A 21,912-nucleotide genomic window follows, 5' to 3' on the forward strand; every position below is an offset into this window, starting at 1 on the left:
GGTCTGCTTATATTTGGTGGTTCGCCTAAAGATAAACAGAAAGAGGCAAGGGACTTTCCCTTACCTCTGCCCAGGCGAACGGCTCCGACACTATATGCTCCCTCGCGGTTTATCCGCGTGCGCCAGTCACATATAGCCTTTTTGATTTGTAAGTATGATACCAAGTTTTTTGATATATTTCAAGTTTTAATTAATTTTAAAACTTTGGACGATGGACTTGCGAGTGCTTCATGCTTAAGTATATTTTATAACCCGCTAGAAGTATCCCATTTGAACGGTTAATCTTTCTTCAAACGCGATGCCAAACTATTGCCTAGTGATTGTAGTCCTTGTACTAAGATTATAAGTAATATGACGGTTATATACATAACGTCCACTTCATAACGAAGGTGGCCGTAGCGGTATGCGAGATCTCCTAGTCCACCTCCGCCAACTAACCCTGCCATTGCCGATGCACCAATTAGACCGATGGTCGCAATGGTTAAACCAAGAATAATGGATGAACGGGATTCTCTAACAAGCACATGCCATATGATGTGCCGTGTTTTTATTCCCATTGCTTCATAGGCTTCCAATACTCCACGGTCAACTTCTAATAGAGCTGTTTCCATTAATCTGGCAATGTATGGAGCTGTGTACACAACTAATGGAACAATTACACCTTTAACGCCAATTGATGTCCCAACAATTAGCTTTGTAAAAGGAAGGATAAAGAACAATAAGATGATAAATGGGACAGAACGAATAATATTTATAATGGCGTTTAAAATTTGATATACATACTTATTAGCTAAGGCCTTTTCTGGTCTTGTTAAAACAAGCAATATTCCCAATGGCAGACCAATTAATACGGAAATCCCTAGCGCAATTCCAACCATTTGAAAGGTTTGGAGAGTAGCTTCCCAAAGATCACTGCCCCAAAGCTCAAGAAATTCTTCTATTCTTGTTTTCACTTACTCTCAATCCTTCCACATGTACTTGTTGTTGTTCTAAGAAGTTTAGGGCACTTTCAATCTCAGCCGTGTCACCCTTTAAGTGAATCAAAAGCTGTCCAAAGTTTTCTTCCTTTAAGCGGGTGATGCTTCCCGATAAGATGTTTGGATAAACATCAAATTTCTTACTAACTAAAGCTAATGCAGGTTCACCTGAAGATTCTCCAAAGAAGGAAAGGGTGACTACTTGGCCCGTTTCATTTAAAGTAGCTAGTATTTCATCCGGTATCTTATGTGAAAATAAACTATTAACAAATCTTTTTGTTGTATGATGCTGCGGGGAAGTGAAAATCTCTCTCGTTGTTCCTTCTTCAATAACTTCTCCATCTTCCATAACAGCAACCCGATCACATATACGTTGGATGACATTCATCTCATGAGTAATAAGTAAAATGGTGATCCCTAGTTCTTTGTTAATTTTTAATAATAGTTCCAAAATTGCTTCTGTTGTATCTGGATCAAGAGCACTTGTCGCCTCATCACTCAAAAGAATCTCTGGTTCATGGGCTAATGCACGTGCAATCGCTACTCTTTGCTTTTGTCCACCTGATAGCTCAGAAGGATAGGCATGATGCTTTTCCTCGAGGCCAACAATATTTAGATATTTTGTAACCCGGGCCTCGACTTCCTGCTTACCTAAGCCAGTAAGCTTTAATGGAAGTGCAATGTTTTCATATACGGTTGCTGTTTTTAAAAGATTAAAGCCTTGGAAAATCATCCCGATTTGTCCCCGTGCTTCACGGAGTTTTCCATTTGAGAGCTTTGTCAAATCTACATTATTTACGATTACAGAACCTGAATCAGGCTTTTCTAAAAGATTCACACTTCGGATAAGGGTACTTTTCCCTGCACCGCTGTAACCAATCACACCATATATCTCCCCCTTTTTTACAGAAATGGAAACATTCTTTAACGCGTGAATTGAACCTTGTTTAGCTGTAAAAGTCTTTGAGATTCCCACTAGTTCAATCATTTGTAAAACTCCCTTCTGAGCAGGTATACACCTTCACTTTTTTAATAATGTTTTGCAGTTGGCGTTTAAAGGAGGACGCAGTATAAATAGGGTTACCACGTCCTCCTGTAGCTTTTTTTACCAAGATGGAATAACAGATCCTTTGAATTCTTCTTCAACGAATTTAGCAATTTCCTCACTGCGATAAATATCCGCTAATTTCGTTAAAACTTCATCATCTTTGTTTTCAGTTCTTACTGCAGCATGGTTCACATATGGAGAATCCTTAGGTTCAATAAATATGGCATCCTCGGATGGTGTAAAACCTGCTTCAATAGCAAAGTTCGTATTTATAGCTGCTGCATCAAGTTCTTCCAGTTGACGTGCGATTTGTGCAGAGTCAAGTTCAATGAACTCATAATTATTTTTATTTTCCACAATATCCTTTACAGTTGAATTGATTCCGGTATCTGGATTCAGCTTAATAAATCCAGCTTTTTCAAATAGAAGTAGTGCACGTCCGCTGTTTGTAGGGTCACTAGGTAATCCAATTTTAGCACCGTCTTTTAGCTCTGAAACATCCTTCACCTTTAATGAATAAACACCCATTGGGAATGTAACAGTATCAAACGATTTTATAAGGTCCAAATTACGGTCTTCTTTAAATGCATTAAAGTACGGCTCAGTTTGGAAGATATTTAAATCAAGCTCTTCTTCATCCAAAGCAATATTTGGCATAACATAATCGGTAAAGACTTTTATTTCAATATTTAGGTTTTCTTTTTCAGCAAGTTCTTTTACCTTTTCAAGAATTTGTTCGTGAGGGCCTGCAGTTACACCAATAACCAGCTTTTCGTCACTATATAAACCTTCTGCTTTTTCGTCCTTTGAACCACTTGAACTACTTTCACCGCAGGCTGCAAGAACCGAGATAATTAAAACTAATAAACTAGCAAATAACCACTTTTTCATGTTTATTCCTCTTTTCGTATTATGTTAATATTATGGCTTGTATTTATGCTTATTCTGTTTCTATCAATTGACTCTAGAGAAAGTAAGATTTTCCACCTTACTTATAGCTGATAATAGTGCATCCTTTGAAATAGTTATATCCATAAAATGAATAGATTCTTGTGGGAGAGTTGCCTTTTTAATTATTGCTTCCAAAAGAGTTTTGTTTTCCGGATCAATATTTAAGTCTTTTAAATTTACTGGAAGTCCCCATTCATGATAATAGCTTGATAGTCTTAAAAGCTCTTGTTCTTTATTTTCTAGAGCTAACTGGACCAGAGTTCCATATGCAACAAGCTCACCATGTAAAAAGTTTTTGGCTTGGTTTGCTTCAGTAAGGCCATTATGAATGGAATGTGCTCCTGCTACTCTTCCTGCCTTTCCACCGAAGCCGCCGACCATACCGCCAGTCATAATAATGGCCTCAATTACTCTAACCAGTTCATCAGAGACACTTCCTTCAGAGGTAGATTGGATAGCTGCTGTGGCATCCTGTAGTAGAACATCTCTGCAAATAGATGCTGAGAACCTTGAAACCTTTAGCCAAACCGGTAGCTCTTGATTTTTGAAAAACGCAGAAATTAATGCCTCTGCTTCGTAATACTTCGCTAGTGTATCACCAATTCCTGCTCGTAGGTACTTTACTGGAGCTAAGGCAATAACAGCAGGCTCAATAAGTACTAAGGTATTGGCAAGAGGGAATTCAGTGTAGTGTGTAAAAACTCCATTTTGGTCATAAAAGACACTAAGTGGAGTCCATGCCGCACATGTAGATGCAATGCTTGGAATCAATATTGATTTTATACCTGCATTAATTGCTGAAGCCTTCGCAGTGTCTAGTGCAGTTCCGCCTCCGATGCCAATAACTGCATCAACTGAGTTTACTGATAGCTGATTAGAAATACTTTCAACCTTTTCTAAAGTGCAGTGACCCTCAATGAAAGTAAAGCTCGAAATAGGGGAATTGGTTATTTTCTCAGGCAAATAGGTGGATACTGCATTCCAGGCCTTCTTACCGCATACTATATGAATTTTTTGAACCTTTAACTCAGATAAAAGGGGTTCTAGTTCCTTAAGGATCCCTTCACCAATTCTAAAATGACCGGGTGCTCCTTTTACTGTTTGTGTTGACATATAATTCATCCCTCCATTCTTTTAAGTAATTTACCAGATAATAAAAAATGCCTCTCATAAAGAGAGGCATGGATATACTTTAGAAGTAGCACCTCTCTCATTTTTCAAAATACATTGTATTTTGCAGGATTTAGCACCTGTTCATGTCTTCGTTTAACATGAATGGTTGCCGGGCTTCACAGGGCCAGTCCCTCAGCCGCTCTTAATAAGAGATTGTTATGAAATTTATTATTTTGATATTAAACTTGTTTAAAAGGTAAGTCAATCTTTTTTTTCTAAATTGTCAAAACTCCAATTGACTACCCCATTTTTAAGTAGTAGGGTAATTACAATAAATATGGAAAGAAGGCTTTATACAATGAATATATCAAAAGTTAAAGATGCGTACATAGAGAATATTGTGAAGGATGAATATTTTCCGGTCTCCTATGTGGAATTAGAGGAGGAGGCAAAAAAGAAAATGTCTGCTGGAGGCTTTGGGTATGTTCGTTCAGGAGCAGGTGGCGAAGTGACATTGAGGCAAAACCAAGAATCATTTAACAAGTATTCCATAGTACCAAGGATTTTACGGGATGTATCAAATATTGATACAAGCATCACCTTGTTCGGAAAAACATACCCCCATCCTTTTTTACTTGCCCCGGTTGGAATGTTAAAGCTGGCACATGAAGAGGCAGAATTGGCAGTGTCAAAAGCAGCCGCTGCTTGTCATGTGCCTTTTGTCCAAAGCACTGTTTCAAGCTATTCGATTGAAGATGTAGCAAAGGTATCCGGTAGTAGCTCAAAATGGTTTCAACTTTATTGGTCAAATAATAAGGAGATTTCCTTTAATATGGTTAAACGAGCAGAGGAGGCGGGTTACGAAGCAATTGTTTTAACTGTTGATACAGTTATGATGGGCTGGAGAGAAGAAGATATGAAGAATCGTTTTTCACCATTAAAGCTTGGGGTAGGGAAAGCGAATTATGAACAGGATTCGGTATTCTTATCCTCTTTAGATAGTCAAGATTTAGAGTCTATTATTCAAGGAATCTTAGATAATATTCACCATCCTTCACTTAACTGGACTCATGTCGCTGATTTAAAGGAACGGACCTCATTGCCAATTTTAATAAAGGGGATTCTTAGTTCGGATGATGCTAGACTTGCGGTTAAGAATGGTGTAGATGGAGTTATTGTTTCCAATCATGGAGGTAGGCAGCTTGATGGTGTCATTTCAGCCATTGATGCATTGCCACTTATAGTGGAAGAGGTAAAGGGTGAAATTCCTGTCTTATTTGATAGTGGGATTCGACGAGGTTCTGATATTGTTAAGGCACTTGCGTTAGGGGCGGATGCGGTCTTTATTGGCAGACCGTTTGTATATGGACTTGCAGCTGCAGGACAGAAAGGTGTAGAGAAGGTGCTTGGCAACTTTATTCAAGATACAAAGGTTTCCATCGCATTGGCTGGTGCATCTAGTGTAAAAGACCTTAAAACACTCAGACTAATTAAATCATAATTTGGGTTTGTCTAATATATTTATAGTTTTGTCCGATATCATCAACATTTTGTTTATATCCAAAAATTGAATTAGTTAGAATGCCTTCCGAGCGAATCGGAAGGCTTTTAATATGGCTTGAAAATTGGTTATCTATATTTTTACTAAATTTAATACATTTTATCTTTCAATGATTAGGAAATTTGTAATGGTAACTAATGCTCATGTATTTTTACCTATATAAAAAAGGGATGGGTGTTTTTATGGAGTAATTTTAGAAATAATGGAAAAAGCTTCTATAAAATAAAAAATCACTGATGGGGGAGGTTATCACCCCTATTTTAATAGAAAAAGCAGCTAATAGAAGATAGTAAATACGGACCTTTTATTTTGTAAGTGTTTTCATTAACTTTGTAGGGAGGCATAGAACAGAGGGCATGTTTTAAGCTTCGTTAGATAGAAAAATGAAATGGAAAGGGAGAGATGGAATATGTTTGAAAAAAAGCAGTGTTTCTGGATGGGTATTTTTTTCTGCTTGTGTATTATGATTTTGGCACCAAGTGCAACCTTTGCTAAACAGCCGGAATCATCCTATTGGTATCCGGAACAACTATTAGACTGGGCACCAGATAAGGATCAAGATGCTATTTATAACCGTAGCCAGACTCCATTAGCAGAGCGGGAGGTACTTTATAAAGTAAATGAAAATGCACAGTCAGAAGCAAAATTAGTTGCTTTATCTGCCCTTAACCCTACCACTAGCGGGGTTCCTTCTCAGGGAGGAGAAGACTTTTTTGCCAATACATTTAGTTATTGGCAATATGTAGATCTTATGGTGTATTGGGCAGGTTCTTCAGGGGAAGGAATTATTGTTCCACCAAGTGTAGATGTAACGGATGCTGCTCATAAAAACGGTGTACCTATTTTAGGAAACGTTTTCTTCCCACCTATTGTCTACGGTGGCAAGGAGGAATGGGTGAACCAAATGCTGACCCAGCGGGAAGATGGTTCTTTTCCAGCGGCAGATAAACTATTAGAGGTAGCGAACTATTATGGATTTGATGGTTGGTTTATTAATCAGGAAACAGATGTCAAAGATGTAGAAGTGGCACAAAAAATGCAAAAGTTCCTTGTTTATTTGCAGAAGCATAAGCAGGAAGACATGCATATCATGTGGTATGATTCAATGACAAAAGACGGGAATATCGATTGGCAAAATGCATTGACAGATAAAAACAGTAGCTTTTTACAGGACGGAAAGAAGCGGGTATCCGACAGTATGTTTTTGAACTTTTGGTGGCGGGACCAACAATCATCCTTTAATAAAGCACAGGAAATAGGAAGAAGCCCTTATGATTTATTTACTGGAATCGATGTAGAAGCAAATGGAACAAGTACAAAGGTTCCTTGGCAGGGAATCTTTCCTGAAGGCAAAACACCACTAACATCTTTAGGAATTTACCGCCCAGATTGGGCCTTTAAGACATCCGAAAGTATTGAACAGTTCTATCAAAAGGAAAATGAGTTTTGGGTTGGTGAGTCTAGTAATCCTACAACCACAGCTAACAATGGCTCATGGAAAGGGATTGCTCACTATTTCACAGCCAAAACAGTCATTAAGGAATTACCTTTTGTCACACATTTTAATACTGGTAGCGGAAAGTTTTTCGCAGTTGATGGAAATAAGGTAAGTAACCAATCCTGGAATAATCGTAGTCTACAAGATATCCTGCCAACCTGGCGTTGGATAAAAGAGGGCGGACAAGCAATTGATGTTGGTTTTGATTGGGAAATCGCTTATAACGGGGGAAGTTCATTAAAGCTTTCAGGTGCTATTGATAAAAGCAATCCTACTCATATTAAGCTTTATAAAACCAATCTACCGATTCAAAAAGATACGGAAATCGCTCTAACCTACAAAACAGATATGAAAAAACCTAATATGAAAATAGGAGTCAGCTTCGTTGACAATCCTGACCAGTTTACATTTTTCGATATTAAAAAACAAAGTCATAATCAGTGGATGACTGAAACGATAAAGTTGAAAAAGCACAAAGGTCATAATATCGCAGCTATCTCACTTTTAGTTGACGGTAACGAGAATGTGGAATACTTTACAACGAATATTGGAGAAATTAAAGTTTATAACAAAAAGGACAAACAACATATTTACTCCCCGGAACAAAGCAAAATTAATGAGATCAGCTTTAACAAGGGAATCTATTCTGATATCTCACTTGCTTGGGAGCCGTCTGATTCCGATATTAGTCATTACGAAATTTATCGAGTATTACCAAACAATCAAAAGCAGTTAGTCGGCACAACGCCAAACCATGTGTATTTTCTTTCTAATCTTAAACGAAATGGAAAAGAAAATAGCACAACCTTAGAGATTGTTACCGTAAACAAGGAATTTAATCGAAGTGAGCCAAACACGGTTACGTTTGAATGGCCACCATATCCAAAGCCAGAAGCAGACTTTTCTGCGGAAAAAACCATTGCAGGGCCAGGGGAGGATATCCAATTTTTCAATGCTTCAACAGAAGTTACAGAAGAAGTTGAGTGGCATTTTGAAGGAGGTACACCTTCCGTCAGCCACGAGGAAAATCCGGTTGTAACCTATGTTGAAGAGGGCGTATACCCCGTTACCTTGGTTGCGAGGAACAGCGAGGGAGAAAGTGTTCTGACTAAAGAGGCGATGATAACCATTTCCGAAGCAGCTAAGGATATTGAAAATGTTGCTCTAAACAAAACTGCTACCGCAAGTGGTCAGTGTGCAGCGACGGAAGCTGCAAGCTACGCAGTTGATGGCAAAATAACGGACAACAGTAAGTGGTGTGCCCTAGGTGAAGCACCACATTGGTTAAAGGTTGATCTAGGTAATCAATATGCGCTATCAAAGTTCGTCGTGCGTCATGCACAGGCCGGTGGGGAGCCACAAGCATTCAACACACAGGCATTTCGAATTGAGGCCAGCACGGACGGTGAACATTGGATAGAAGTTATTAAGGTAACGGATAATACAGCGGGTGTTTCAGAACACAGTATATCATTAACAAATGCTCGTTACGTACGATTGTGGACTGACAAACCAACTCAAGGCAGTGACCAGGCTGCAAGAATTTTTGAATTTGAGGTCCATGGATTCTTAAATCGGTAGTTTCCTAAGGAGGCAAGAGATATCCCTTGCTTCCTATAAATCAATAAAAGTATAGTCTACTTTAACTATAATTATCTGATTATTATAATTGATTTGGTTTTCTAACTATGTAAAAACTGTACTTAATAAAGAGGAGGATCAGTATGAGGAGAAGAAGTAGGTTTTACAGTCGTATTTTGACTATAACTGTAGCTTTTATGTTATTTAGTTCGATTGCTGCCACAGGCGTAAAAGCTGACGTTAATGGGGATGGAACAGATGCGGTGAATGAGAATTATATGGACAAGCTTAGTCTGAAGCCTCTTGCACCTGCATTCAGAGTGGATACACTTTTGGAGTGGTCTCCTGAAACGGATCCTGATGCGGAATTGAACCGAGCAAGTGTCCCCTTAAATCAGGAAAGATTTAAAGGAGAGCAAGTAAATCCTCTTGCTAACCCAGAGGCAGGAATAACCTCCGCAGCAATTACAACATGGAATCACGATGAAGCGAGTTCCGTCGGAGGTAATGAGTTTAACGTATACGCTTTTGACAACTGGCAACTTCTTGATTCTTATATTTACTGGTCCGGAACGAATGAGGGAATCTTCGCCATCCCAACACCGGATATTGTTGATGCTGCTCACCGCAATGGGGTACCTGTCTATGCAACACTTGGTTTCCCGTGGGGCCAGTCAGAAGAAGGGGTCAAAGAAATAGAAAAATTCACCAAACAGGCTGCAGATGGAAGTTTTCCGGTTGCGGACAAGATGATTGAGGTGGCAGAATACTTTGGATTTGATGGTTATTTCTTTAATCAGGAAACCTATGGTGTTAGTAAGGAAACGGCTGTACGTATGAATGAAATGATGCATTATATCAAACGAAATTCAAAACTACATATTAGTTGGTATGATGCTCAAGACAACGATGGAAAGATTAACTATCAGGATTCCATCAACAGCAAAAATGACATGTATGTGAAACCAGCAGATGATGGGGTATACGCAGTCGATGAATTCTTTTTAAACTACAACTGGAATACCAGTAAGATTAACACAACAGTTGAAACGATGAATAGTCATAATCGTAACCCTTTTGATGCTTATGCAGGTTTTGAGGTTCAACAAAACTCCTATAACACAAGTGTTAATACGGATGCTCTTTTGGGTGAAAATAAACAGCCAAAGGTATCTATAGCTTTATATACACCGAACTCAACAATGGGATTGGCGGAAAATCCTGCCGACTTCCATGAGAAGGAAAAATATTTCTGGACAGGACCGCAGGGTGATCCTACACTTGCAGATGATTCTTCCAAGTGGAAGGGTATGGCCCGATTTGTGACAGATTCATCTGTCATTCAAAATATGCCGTTTATTACGAACTTTAATAGCGGTCATGGAAAACAATATTTTGTAGATGGGGAAAAAGCTAGTATTCTAGAATGGAATAACCGGTCTATCCAGGATATAATGCCAACCTGGCGTTGGTGGATTCGTGGTGAAGGAAGTAAGTTGAATGTCACTTATGACTTTGATAAAGCATATAACGGTGGAAATTCACTAAAATTCAGCGGTGATCTTGATGCAGGTTCTGTCAACGACACGATGCTTTACAGTACAAAACTTCCAATTACAGATTCAACTAAGATTCGCCTAGTTTATCAAAATCAATTAGGTGCTGATGTTCAGCTTGGTGTGGCATATAGTGAAGATTATTCAGAGGATAAGATGAAGTACTATTCGCTTCCAGAGTCAGGGGAGGGTTGGCAAACAACCGTAGTGGATTTAGGAGAGGATACTGGGAAGACAGCTTATGCGCTTAGTCTTAAGGTAAGTAACACTAATAAGCTTGAGAACTATTCACTTCATTTAGGGCAATTATCCGTATTTGATGGAAAAGCTGAGGCTATTTCCAAGCCTAACAATGTTAAAATTCTTGAAAAGCTAACGAAGACAGCGTTTGAAGCGGAAGCCCGTCTAAGTTGGTCCGCTAAAGAAAACGTATTGCATTATGAGGTTTACCAAGAAAATGCCGATGGGGTGGAAACACTTTTAGGAGTTACACCGAATAATTACTTCTATACACCAAATATCACCCGGACTGCCAAAAACGCATCTAGTGACAACATTACATCCTTAAAAGTTGTCCCAGTCAATCAGGATTATGTTCGTGGAGAAGGTACAATTGTTGCTTTTGATTGGGGTATGGGTACTGATGCTACGGAGATTGAGAATAATCCAACCTCACCTAATGTGGCTCTTAATGCTAAGGTGACATCTGTCTCATTTGAAAACTCCGCAGAGCCTGCCTCCAAAGTATTAGACGGAACAGCGATCGGTAATAGTAAATGGGCAGCAACAAATAAGAAAAGTGGTTACATGACTATTGATATTGGTGAAGAGAAAACAATCCGTCGTTGGCGTGTTGAACATGCCGAATATGGTGGGGAAGCAAGTAATATGAATACTGTTGATTTTGAGTTGCTTTACAAGGATGAAAACGGGGAATGGGTCGGAGCGAAAAGGATTACAAATAATACCAAAGCTGTGACTGATATTATATTAGACGAGCCTATTACAGCAAGTGAATTCAAACTGCAAGTTTATAATAGCGGAACATCCCCTTGGGGTGCTATTCGTATCTATGAATGGCAGATGTTTGAAAGTGCTGCTTTGCCAAGAACGGAAAATATAATGATGCATTTTGTAAATGCAGAAAATAACTTGGGTGCAAAAGACAAGGTAACGATTGAAAGAGTGAAGAAAGGACAAACAGTTCGATTATACAAATCCCTTGATGCAAAAGATGTTTTGATAGAAATGATTGCAGAACAAGATGGAACGATGACGCTTGAAGGGTTAGATTTTGGCGTTGAAGCAGGAAGAATCTATTACACTGTTCAGCAACAGGATGAAAGAGAGAGTCTAAGGTATAGTGTGGCTTACTTGAATGAAAAGGTAACAGAAGTTGTACGTCAAATAAACAATTTACCAAAGCTTGATGAATTAACACTTGATGACAAGAAGGTCGTAAATGAGTGCAAGGTTGCCTATAACAAGCTTCATCCAACATTAAGGAAACAGGTTACAAATTATGACCGCCTCGTTATGGCGATGGAGCGAATTCAGGAGTTAAAGAAGGACTTCAACAACGGGAATAAAAAGAACGGATAAAAAAGAAAGGGGCCATTCTTCATTGTGATAAAGCAAAGGGGAATGCCTCTTTTGGATTTTCTTTAGAATTAGTGAATTATATATATGATTTGCTGGTATTCTATTGCTTCATAGTGCCAGTTTTTTTATTGTTAAAATGAAGTGAAACTTTATTTTTAAATAATGATAGCGTTTTCTATCGCTGATATAAAAGAAAGTGGGTAAGGAAAAGTCTATGAATAAAACAGCACATATTATTTCTCACTCCCATTGGGACAGGGAATGGTATTTACCTTTTGAAAAACACCGCTATTACTATATTCAATTAATGAACAATCTAATTGAACAGTTCAAAAAGGACGGAAATGATTTTCAATCGTTCCATCTTGATGGACAAACTGTTCTTTTGGAGGATTATTTTGCTATACACCCAGAGAATCGTGACATTGTGAAACAAATGATTAAAGAGAAAAAACTGCATATTGGTCCTTGGTATGTACTGCAGGATGCATTTTTAACGAGCTCTGAGGCGAACGTAAGGAATCTTCAAATTGGCTTGAACGACACGAAAATCTATGGTCCTGCCGCAAAAATTGGTTATTTCCCTGATACATTTGGTATATACGGTCAGGCGCCGCAGCTGTTAAAACAAGCGGGGATTGATACAGCTGCGTTTGGTAGGGGAGTTAAACCAACTGGATTTAATAATACTGTATCTGACACACTAAACTTTGAATCTCCTTATTCAGAGATGCTTTGGGAATCCCCAGACGGATCTAGTGTTTTAGGAATATTATTTGCGAATTGGTATTCAAATGGAAATGAAATACCGGTGGATGAGGAAGAAGCAAAGGCATTTTGGGATCAAAAGCTTCAAGATGCTGAGAAATACGCCTCAACGAATCAATTGTTATTTATGAACGGCTGTGACCATCAGCCACTTCAAAAAACAATACCAGAGGCAATTGAAACTGCAACGACCCTTTATCCAGACTATCAATTTAAACATTCTAGTTTTGAAGAATATACAGAGGAATTAAAAGCATCACTTCCCGACCAGCTACAGGTCATTAAAGGGGAACTACGCAATCAGAGAACGGATGGATGGTCGACTCTTGTCAACACTGCATCAAGTCGAATTTATCTAAAACAGTGGAATAACCTTTGTCAGACCCTGTTGGAAAAAATCGCCGAACCTTTGGCTACTATGCAGTATTTAGCGGGTGGAACCTATCCACGGGAATATATTCGTTTTATGTGGAAATCACTTATGAAAAACCATCCGCATGACAGCATTTGCGGTTGTAGTGTCGATGAGGTTCACCGTGAAATGGTCACCCGTTTTGAGACGGTTTCCCAAATGGGGGATGTATTTGTTAAGGAAAAAGCAGGAGAACTAGCTGAATCTATTGATACATCACAGGCGCCTGCGGGAGGAATACCACTTGTTGTCATGAATACAACTGGCTGGGAAAAGAATGAAGTTGTTACAAAAGTAGTTGATCTTGAAAAAGTGTATTTCTCACAAATGCATTTTGAAGAAATACCGGACTATTTGCAGAAAAAGGAAACACCAGGATATAAATTATTGGATGATGAAGGCAATGATGTTGAGTTAATGTTAGGAAACTTAAATATCGAATTTGACTATGACTTACCAAATGATCGTTTCCGTCAGCCGTTCTTTGCTAAACGTGCAGAGCTATCATTCTTTGCAGAGGGAATACCTTCCTTTGGATATAAAACATTCTACATTGTGCCAACTGAAACCCAAGAGCAGAAACATGACGAAGAAACGAAGAATACCGGTGAGATGCATAACACCGTATTCAAAATGGAAAATGAATATGTTCATATGCATTTCCATGAAGACGGCACCTATGACTTAACACATAAGAAAACGGGAGAAAGATTTTACCGACTAGGAATCTATGAAGATACTGGGGATGTAGGCAACGAATACATGTATAAAGAGGCTGAGAATCATGCTCCTATCACAACAAAAGGAGTTCCAGCAGTATTTAACCTGATTGAAAAAGATAATCTAAGAACAGTCCTTGAATTTACGCACACATTATCGATTCCGGTTTCTGCTGATGATTACTTAGCTAGTGAAAGACATAAGTTGATTTGGCATAAAGAAAGAAAAGCAGGCAGATCAGCTGAAATGACAAGTTTAACACTTCGAACTGTTGTCACACTTGAAAAAGGAATGAAGGGTCCATCCTTTAAGCTTATGATTGATAATCAAGCAACTGATCACCGCTTACGTGTCCTTTTCCCTACAGGACTAAAAACAGAAACACATATGGTCGACAGCATTTTTGAAATTGCAACGCGCCCGAATACACCGGAGAAAGAATGGGAAAATCCAAGCTTTTGTCACCATCAGCAGCGATTCAGTAGTTTAGCAGATGACAAAATGGGCTTAACGATTGCAACAGATGGTCTGCAAGAATACGAGATCCTACAAGAGACCGGCACAATTGCTGTAACCGTACTTCGTTCAGTAGCGGAACTTGGGGACTGGGGCTACTTCCCGACACCTGAAGCACAATGCCTTGGTATGCAAACAGCAGAGTGGCAGGTACTACCGCATGAAAAAGATGTCATTCATTCACAAGCATATGTAGATGCTTACCAATATAAAGTACCACTTGTGATTGTTCAGACAACTATTCATGAAGGGAGATTGCAGAACACACATAAATTTGTAAACACAAAATCTAACGGTCTTGTATGGTCATCAATGAAAGTGGCTGAAGATCATGGTGATGTCATAATCCGCTGGTATAACCCTTCTGAAGCAAAGGATAGCTTGAAGGTCACTATAGGGGATTATGAATCTTATAAAAGTACAATTCTAGAGGAAAAAACAAATCAAAAAGAGGATGTTTATAACGTAGGAAAATATGAAATTATTTCACTTGGTTTCATTAAAAAAAGATAGGAGTAAGAACAATGACTTTAGTAATTCCCAATTCAATGCAAAAGTTAATTAACCATGTAAAAGAATTCTTTCCTGGTGATGAAAAGTTACAGCATATGTTTGAGCAATGTTTTATTAATACGTATACGACTACACTGAAAAAAAAGGAAGATGGAAAAACGTTTGTAATTACCGGAGATATTCCGGCGATGTGGCTACGTGATTCTGCTGCCCAGGTTCGCCCTTATCTTCTAGCTGCCGAAGAGGATGAAGAAATGGCAGATTTACTTGAAGGGGTAATTCGCCAACAGTTTGCATTTATCTTGCATGATCCGTATGCGAATGCCTTTAACGAAAGTGCAAATGGAAAAGGACACCAATCAGATTTGACAGATATGACACCACATATTTGGGAGCGGAAATATGAAGTTGATTCATTGTGTTATCCAGTCCAGCTTGCCTACCTATTTTGGAAGTCAACAGGTCGGACAACTTTTATCAAGGAAACATTCCAACAGGTGATTGAAACGATTATTCATGTATGGAAGACTGAGCAGGATCATGAAAATCTTTCTCCTTATCAGTTTGAGCGTGAAGATGTCCGCCAATCTGATACGTTAACTCGTGATGGAAAAGGTGGACGTGTTGTCACAACAGGAATGACATGGAGTGCTTTCCGTCCAAGTGATGATGCATGCACATACGGATACCTTGTACCAGCCAATATGTTTGCTGTTGTTGTTTTGGGATATGCTGCTGAAATCTGCGATGAAGTCCTAAATAATGATGTATTAAAAGAAGAATGCGTGGAGCTTCGTGATGAAATTCAAAAAGGGATAGAGGGATATGCGAAGCTTGATCACCCAGTTCACGGAGAGATGTATGTTTATGAAACAGATGGAGAAGGTCGTTGTAACCTAATGGACGATGCGAACGTTCCAAGCCTATTGTCTGCTCCTTATTTAGGGTATCTTCCATACAATGACACGACCTATTTAAATACACGTCAATTTCTGTTAAGTAGGGATAATCCCTATTATTATGAAGGAAAATATGCAAACGGAATTGGAAGTCCACATACACCTGACCATTATATTTGGCATATTGCCCTAGCAATTCAAGGAATGACCACAACTAGCGAAGAGGAAAAACAGCAAATTTTGACTTATTTTAAGAATACAGACGGTGGAACTAATTATATGCACGAAGGCTTTAACGCCGATTGCCCAGAAGAGTTTACGAGAGATTGGTTTGCCTGGGCAAACACGATGTTCAGTGAATTCGTATTAAGTTTAACTGGAAAAGCCGTTAAAGGAAGTCCACTTCATCAGCAATTAATCAAAAACAACAGCAACAAAGCCTAGAAATCGGGTTAGTAGCTAGAAAGAGGGATGACGTAATGGAAAAAACTCCATGGATGATTGTTGTTTGTGAATGGATATGGAGAGTTATCCTGGCCAATCTGTGTTGGTTTGCTTTTACCATTCTGGGATTAGGAGTTTTTGGTTTTTTTCCAGCATCAGTTGCTCTGTTTACCATTGTTCGGAAATGGATGAAAAAGGATACAGATTTTCCTGTATTGAAAACGTTTAAACAAGTTTATTTTAAAGAATGGAAGAGAAGTAATGGAATCGGCCTTGTATTTTATAGTATCGGCCTGTTCCTTTTTATTGACATCCGTATTGCAGAACAATTCATGTCAGGTGTGTTTGCTAGTTTCCTTTTAGTTATCTTATATGTATTAGTATTTGTGTTATTAATAGCAGTTGGATACTTCTTTGCAACCTACGTTCATTATGAACTATCAACAAAGGGATATATTAAACAGTCGTTTCTGCTGACATTGACCGGTTTACCATACACCATATTGATTGTGACCGGTTTAATATTCATAGGCTACACTATTAATCTATATCTCGGTCTAATACCGTTTGTTTCCGTAGTAGCACCTGCTTACTTGATGATGAGAGTCAGCCTCTATCGATTTATTTCTTTAGAAAAACGGGCACTGCAGCAATAACTATTCTGGATTTGGTAAAACAGGGGGATTTGATATGGAACTGAATTTAAAGGGAGACCTTTTTTCCGTTATAGATGGAATTGAACTTATAGCAAAATATTTAGATGTTGAACTTTCTTCAGAGGGCTACCCAATTCAAGTAAAGAATCAGAAAGGTATGTTAAGGGTTGCGAATAATGAAGGCCAAGGAGAAATTACTTTTGATAAGCCGGTTCACTTTTTTCGTGCATTAGGATTATGGCTTGAACATTATGGCAAAAACAACGTATTTGAAATAGCAGAGGATCCGCAGTTTGAAATGAGCGGTGTTATGCTAGATGCCTCTAGAAATGCCGTGCCTACGGTAGCCGATGTAAAAAGGCTACTCAGAAGAATGGCTGTCATAGGCTTAGATACATTAATGCTTTATACGGAGGATACGTATGAGGTAGAGGAACATCCATACTTTGGGTATATGCGGGGTCGATATAGCGCTGAGGAATTAAAATCATGTGATGAATATGCAGGTAAATTAGGTATCGAGATGATTCCATGTATTCAAACACTGGGGCATCTACGGGAAGCGCTTAAGTGGAATTATGCTTCTGGATTTAGAGATACAGACGATATTCTTTTAGTTGATCAGCCTGAGACTTATGAATTCTTAGAGAATTGTATTAGAGCTGCTTCAGAATCTTTCAAGACTAAGCGTATTCATATTGGTATGGATGAGACCTTTCAGCTTGGCTTAGGTAAGTATTTAGAAAAACACGGCTATGAGAATCATATCGATATCATGAACCGACACCTCCAAAAGGTAGTTTCTATTACTGAAAAATATGGATTCAAACCAATGATTTGGAGCGATATGTATTTCCCTTTGTTTTCCAAAGACAGCAAATATCAGGATGAGTTTGGTCAAATTCGAAAGGATATTCTTGATTCTATTCCTGAGGTTGAACTTGTTTATTGGAATTATTATCGCAATGAGCAAGATGTATATGAAAAGGACTTTCAAAATCATAAGTTACTAGGCCAAACTCCTATTTTTGCTGGTGGTGCTTGGACATGGAATGGAATAGTACCGAACTATGGTAAAGCAATCGCTACTACAGAAGCTGCTATGGCAGCATGCAAAAAAGAAGGGATCAAAGAAGTATTTGTAACACTATGGGGTGATAACGGTGCAGAAACGCCTTTTTCAACATCATTACCAGTCTTGCAATTGTTTGCAGAGCATACCTATCACAAGGAAGTTACATTAGAACAAACGGCTGAACGGTATGCCTTTTGCGGCGAGGGACAATTTGAAGACTTCATGGTTCTGAAAAAACTGGATGAAACCCCTGGTGTCATGAAGGATAACATGAATACGTCAATGACTTCTAAGGTATTGCTGTATCAAGATATCTTAATTGGGCTATACGACGAGAATATTCGCAGTCTGTCCTTAGGTGAGCATTATGAAGAGTTAGTCCATAAGATTGAAAAAGCGAAACAAAACAATCCAAAGTGGGAAACTCTTTTTGACTTTTATGAGCAATTAGCTAGGGTATTGAGCGTGAAAGCGGAAATTGGCATTAAGCTAAAGGGGGCTTATGATCTAAAAGATCACGAGCAAATGAAATCAATCCTTATTAAGCTGGATTGGATTCAAACCCATGTTGATCAATTACGTCAAAAGCATCGAAAAATTTGGTTTGCAGCATACAAACCATTTGGATGGGAAGTTATTGATATTCGTTATGGTGGTGTCATTACACGGATTGATTCAGTCAAATACCGAATCAATGAGTGGCTTGAAGGAAGAATTAGTAGTCTCGAAGAGTTAGAGGAGAAACGTCTACGCCATGACGGACCATGGGAAATAGTCGATGGGCTAGTAGGCGGAAATGTGTATCACCGAATTGTAACAGCAGGTAATTTTTCATTATAGAGGGGTGTAAACATGTTTTTAACCGAAAGAAAATTTGAAGAGCGTATTAGAGAATTAGAAGGTTACCGTTATCGTGAATGTGTTGGCATAGACAAATTTTACACTCATGAAGATGATGGTGAGATTGGTGCCTACCCGCCGTCCGAATACAATGCAACAAATAGTATGCAAATTGGTGACTATTGGAAGGGACGCGATCGCTATCTATGGTTACATGCGTATGTAGATAGCCACATTTCAAAAAATGGTCAACAAATTGTTGGACTTTTCTCATTCGGTAAGACAGGTGGGGGTAATAACTCCGGGTTTGAATCGTTACTATTTGTAAACGGCAAGCCATATCAAGGTGTTGACTCTAATCATGAAGAGGTTCTTTTTGATGAAAAGACTTCACATGAACCAATGCGTTTGGACTTCCGGCTCTGGTCAGGACTCGAAGGGGGAGGGGTTCCAACAGAAAATGAGTTTAAACTACAAATGGCTAAAATTGGTTGGCTTGATAAACAAGTAGATAATTTATATTATACACTTTTAGCTGCATTTGAAGTGTTAAAAGAAACGAAAGAGGCTAATTCCTCCTATTCGATTTTGAAAAAAATGATGCAGGATGCTTTGATGGGTATTAATTGGACTGAACCTGGAAGCGCGGAATTCTATGAATCTTGTTATGAAGCAGAAGCTGGATTAACAGAGGCACTTCAATCTTTCGAAAAAGTATCTGATATTACGATTCATACCGTCGGTCATACGCATATTGATGTTGCTTGGCTGTGGAGGCTAAGAAATACGAGGGAGAAGTCGGCCCGTTCATTCTCGACGGTTCTGCACTTAATGAAGCAATTTCCAGAATATCTATTTTTGCAAACCCAGCCTCAGCTCTATGATTATATTAAAACAGATTATCCTGAGATTTATGAACAAATGAAGGCAAGAATTGCAGAAGGCCAGTGGGAAGCTGGTGGTGCAATGTGGCTGGAAGCTGATTGCAATATCCCAAGTGGTGAATCGCTTGTTAGGCAAATCCTACACGGGAAAAACTTCTTTAAAGAAGAGTTTGGCATCGACTGTGAATATTTATGGCTGCCGGATGTTTTTGGTTACAGCTGGGCACTGCCACAGATCTTGAAAAAGTCAGGTATTAAAACCATGATGACAACAAAGATTAGCTGGAACCAATATAACCGTATGCCACATGATACCTTCTATTGGAAGGGAATCGACGGATCGGAGATTTTAACGCATTTTATTACTACACCTGAGCCATGGAACTCTCCAGATTCTTGGTTCTATACGTATAATGGCTTTATTACTGCCAAAACAGTAAAAGGTGCTTGGAATGGCTATCGCGATAAGGATTTATCCAAGGACTTACTACTATCCTATGGATATGGGGACGGTGGCGGTGGTGTAAATCGCCATATGCTAGAAATGAGACGTAGGTTTGATCAACTGCCAGGAATGCCGAATGTGAAAACTTCCACAGCAGGGGACTTCTTCAAAAAACTACATGAAAATGTTAAGGAATCTACAGGCTATATTCATAAATGGGATGGTGAGTTGTATCTGGAATACCATCGTGGTACCTATACGAGCCAGGCATTTATGAAAAAAATGAACCGAATGCTAGAGTTATTATATAGAAGAGCGGAATTCTTATCTTCTTGGCTGTCCCAAGACGGTGCATGGATTGGGGAAAATGAGCTGAAAGAAGGATGGAAAATCATTCTAAGGAACCAATTTCATGATATTATTCCTGGTTCATCTATTCATGAAGTATATGAAGATGCTAAAGAAGAATACAAAGAGGCACTTCAAATCGTCAATCAAGTGGAGACACAAATTGTTCAAACCGGAATTGAGCAAGCTGACCGTTCTGTCGCTGTTATAAATTCAACACATCATAAGGGTAGAAAAAATGTATTTATCACTATGTTTAATGATTTTTCAGCAGGTAATTGGAAGGATGAAAGTGGTCAAGTGTTAAATCATCAAAAACAAGCGAATGGCTGGCTTGTTGAGGTAGATAGCCTTCCGTCCTTTGGTGCGAAAACATTGTATTTTGAACCGATTGAGGCTAATCAGGAAATGGTAACTTCCTTTACTTACCATGATAGAAAATTAGAAACACCATATTATCTTGTTGAGTGGAATGAGTTTGGTCAGATTACTAAGCTTTATGATAAGGAAGCAGGGCGTCATGTTTTAGCTGAAGGCCAAGTTGGAAACGTACTGCAAATTTTTGAAGATAAACCTCTTGCCCATGATGCGTGGGATATTGATATCTTTTATCAAGAAAAGATGGAGGAAATTCATGATGTTGCTACGTTCGAAGTGGCCGAAAATGGCGAACTTAGCTTTAGTATTCTAGTTACATGGAAATACCATCATTCTGAATTTTCCCAGCGCGTAGTTTTCTATAAAAATGACCGCCGTATTGATTTTGAAACCGATGTGGATTGGTATGAAAAACGAAAATTACTCAAAGTTTCTTTCCCGGTTGATATTCGTGCAACAGAGGCAACCTATGATATTCAATATGGTAATGTAAAACGTCCGAATCATTGGAATACAAGTTGGGAAATGGCGAAGTTTGAATCAGTTGGACATCAGTGGGCCGACATGTCAGAACCAGATTACGGGGTAAGTTTACTGAACGACTCTAAATATGGGTACGACATTAAGGATAATATCATGCGATTAACGCTATTAAAATCTGCCATTCATCCTGATCCGAATGCTGACCAAGGACATCATTCCTTTGTATATTCCCTTTATCCACATTTCGGGGACTGGAGAACGGCGAAGACAGTGGAAAAGGCATGGGATTTAAATGATCCAGTTATCGCTGTAGAAGGCAAATGGATGAAGGAAGAATCATTTATTGAAATAGATAATGAGCATGTTTGGATTGACTCTATAAAGCCAGCTTACGATGGTAACGGAGTGATTGTACGATTACATGAATATGAAGGACGTAGAGGTAAGGTGAGCATGAACATTCAGAAAGAGTTCACCTCATGGGTTGAGACCAATTTGATGGAAGAGCCAATTGGAAATAAATTAGTATCACCTATTGAGTTTGAAATCAAACCTTATGAAATTAAGACCTTTAGAATTCGTTAGTCAAAAAATTGACCGGCTGAATGATTTCAGTCGGTCAATTTTTTTACAAGAAAACTTGG

At 38.7% G+C, this 21,912-nt stretch carries 12 protein-coding genes and 2 riboswitches; of the genes, 8 read left to right on the plus strand and 4 right to left on the minus strand.

Features of this window, described 5'->3' with window-relative positions; all coding sequences use genetic code 11:
* Nucleotides 1-61 precede the first annotated feature (61 nt).
* A riboswitch (ZMP/ZTP riboswitch) is annotated at nt 62-140 on the minus strand.
* Nucleotides 141-278: 138 nt separating this feature from the next.
* From NST91_RS01105 to NST91_RS01120, 4 genes are all read right to left on the minus strand, one after another.
* On the minus strand, nt 279-941 hold the full coding sequence (locus NST91_RS01105; protein ID WP_121448472.1) for a methionine ABC transporter permease: 663 nt from the start codon (nt 939-941) through the stop codon (nt 279-281).
* Nucleotides 925-1,965: a methionine ABC transporter ATP-binding protein gene (locus tag NST91_RS01110; RefSeq protein WP_341329660.1), complete on the minus strand. Its 1,041-nt coding sequence runs from the start codon at nt 1,963-1,965 to the stop codon at nt 925-927. Before NST91_RS01110 ends, NST91_RS01105 begins: the two co-directional genes overlap by 17 nt.
* Before the next feature lie 117 nt (nt 1,966-2,082).
* On the minus strand, nt 2,083-2,916 hold the full coding sequence (locus NST91_RS01115) for a MetQ/NlpA family ABC transporter substrate-binding protein (RefSeq protein WP_341329661.1): 834 nt from the start codon (nt 2,914-2,916) through the stop codon (nt 2,083-2,085).
* Nucleotides 2,917-2,979: 63 nt separating this feature from the next.
* Nucleotides 2,980-4,089 carry an iron-containing alcohol dehydrogenase family protein gene (locus tag NST91_RS01120; protein WP_341329662.1) on the minus strand — a complete coding sequence of 370 codons (1,110 nt, stop codon included), beginning with the start codon at nt 4,087-4,089 and terminating at the stop codon, nt 2,980-2,982.
* Nucleotides 4,090-4,183: 94 nt separating this feature from the next.
* Nucleotides 4,184-4,301, minus strand: a riboswitch (SAM riboswitch).
* Between the two features lie 146 nt (nt 4,302-4,447).
* Between NST91_RS01120 and NST91_RS01125 the strand changes: the two genes are divergently transcribed.
* From NST91_RS01125 to NST91_RS01160, 8 genes are all read left to right on the plus strand, one after another.
* Nucleotides 4,448-5,590: an alpha-hydroxy acid oxidase gene (locus NST91_RS01125; protein ID WP_341329663.1), complete on the plus strand. Its 1,143-nt coding sequence runs from the start codon at nt 4,448-4,450 to the stop codon at nt 5,588-5,590.
* A gap of 469 nt (nt 5,591-6,059) precedes the next feature.
* Nucleotides 6,060-8,729 carry an endo-beta-N-acetylglucosaminidase gene (locus NST91_RS01130; protein WP_341329664.1) on the plus strand — a complete coding sequence of 890 codons (2,670 nt, stop codon included), beginning with the start codon at nt 6,060-6,062 and terminating at the stop codon, nt 8,727-8,729.
* 143 nt (nt 8,730-8,872) lie between these two features.
* Nucleotides 8,873-11,887: an endo-beta-N-acetylglucosaminidase gene (locus NST91_RS01135; protein WP_341329665.1), complete on the plus strand. Its 3,015-nt coding sequence runs from the start codon at nt 8,873-8,875 to the stop codon at nt 11,885-11,887.
* Between the two features lie 214 nt (nt 11,888-12,101).
* Entirely contained in the window at nt 12,102-14,816 is a 2,715-nt protein-coding gene (locus NST91_RS01140) for an alpha-mannosidase (RefSeq protein WP_341329666.1), read from the plus strand.
* Between the two features lie 11 nt (nt 14,817-14,827).
* Nucleotides 14,828-16,159, plus strand: coding sequence for a glycoside hydrolase family 125 protein (locus tag NST91_RS01145; protein WP_341329667.1), 1,332 nt, complete (start codon nt 14,828-14,830; stop codon nt 16,157-16,159).
* A gap of 35 nt (nt 16,160-16,194) precedes the next feature.
* Nucleotides 16,195-16,815 (plus strand): YesL family protein, encoded by a 621-nt coding sequence (locus NST91_RS01150; RefSeq protein WP_341329668.1) that lies wholly within the window; start codon nt 16,195-16,197, stop codon nt 16,813-16,815.
* A 34-nt stretch (nt 16,816-16,849) separates the two neighbouring features.
* Complete coding sequence (locus NST91_RS01155) at nt 16,850-18,730, plus strand: beta-N-acetylhexosaminidase (protein ID WP_341329669.1); 1,881 nt, start codon at nt 16,850-16,852, stop codon at nt 18,728-18,730.
* A 12-nt stretch (nt 18,731-18,742) separates the two neighbouring features.
* Nucleotides 18,743-21,853: an alpha-mannosidase gene (locus tag NST91_RS01160; RefSeq protein WP_341329670.1), complete on the plus strand. Its 3,111-nt coding sequence runs from the start codon at nt 18,743-18,745 to the stop codon at nt 21,851-21,853.
* The last annotated feature ends 59 nt before the right edge of the window (nt 21,854-21,912 follow it).

Source organism: Ferdinandcohnia sp. FSL W7-1320, assembly GCF_038050315.1.
GTDB lineage: Bacteria > Bacillota > Bacilli > Bacillales > Bacillaceae_L > Ferdinandcohnia > Ferdinandcohnia aciditolerans.